Raw genomic sequence first — 1,102 nt, forward strand, 5'->3', positions numbered from 1 at the left:
TATTGATCTTTCCGTAAATCATGACATCACCACAACGTTGCCTGAACCCAGCACGCGGCGATGATCGAAGGTCGGTGCTGAGCGCTCTTGAGTTTGTTGCGAGCGGTGTTGTGCAATTCGTTGAGGTTGTCGGGGCAGAAGTTCGCGATTGCATGACGCTTGAGCCACGCCCAAAGGTACTCAACGGGGTTGAGCTCGGGACAGTACGGTGGCAGGAAGGTCATATGAATGTGTCCCTCGAGGGAATCCAGATATTCGCGAACCATTGCGGCGCGATGGGGCCTGGCACCATCCCAGATGATCAGCAATGGCTGCTTCAGATGGGCTTTGAGCGCCTTGAGAAACTCGACTACCTGTTCTTTCTTGACGCTGCCTTCGTACAGCCGAAACAGGTAGTTGGTGCGACTGAGTCCGGCAATCGCCGACACATGGTTCCAGTTGAAATGAAACTGGATGATGGGTGTTTGCCCCTTCGGCGCCCAGGTACGCACGCGCGTGGGGCGCTCGCTGATGCCGGTCTCGTCGATAAAGACAATCAATCGGCCTTCGCGCTGGGCTTTTTTTTAAGCGCGGGCCAGGTGTGGCGCTTCCAGTGGCGCACTGCGTCTTCGTCTCGCTCGATCGCGCGACGCTCTGGCTTTTGCGCGCTGAAACCCAATGCTCCAAGAATGCGCCAGACCTGCGTTTGGCTGAACTCGACGCCATACATCCGCTTGATGAGGGCACCGACACGCTTGAGTGTCCATAGCTCGGTACCAAAGCCATGCGCAGTCGGGCTTTGCAGCAACGCCCCGCGCAATTCGGCCAATTGCTCCGGTTCAAGCTTCGCGGGACGGCCCCGACCTGGCACAGCCCGCAGCGCATCAATTCCGCCTTCATCAAGCAGAGCCTTCCACGTGTACACCGTTTGCCGGGCGACCCCTACGGTCGATGCCACCTCGGCTGGCCGCTTGCCCTCCAACAACATCCGACCAGCTCGCAAGCGCTTCTTCGTCGCATCGTCTAACGGACTCTTCGCCATGGCGCATATCTCCATTCGACCTGTTCGAGATAAAACGCACCGGCCTAGAATCGGTTGTCATGTTTTTTGTAAATCTCAATA

At 57.3% G+C, this 1,102-nt stretch carries 1 protein-coding gene; it reads right to left on the reverse strand.

Translation table 11 applies throughout. From position 1 onward, the window contains the following. Positions 1-26: 26 nt before the first annotated feature. Positions 27-1,021, reverse strand: a protein-coding gene (locus tag RM96_RS39120) for an IS630 family transposase (protein ID WP_152624265.1) whose coding sequence is annotated in 2 segments (ribosomal slippage) — positions 27-556 and positions 556-1,021 — 996 coding nt in all. Because the reading frame shifts where the segments join, the coding sequence is not laid out codon by codon here. Positions 1,022-1,102 lie beyond the last annotated feature (81 nt).

This window comes from Cupriavidus sp. IDO, from assembly GCF_000812465.1.
GTDB lineage: Bacteria > Pseudomonadota > Gammaproteobacteria > Burkholderiales > Burkholderiaceae > Cupriavidus.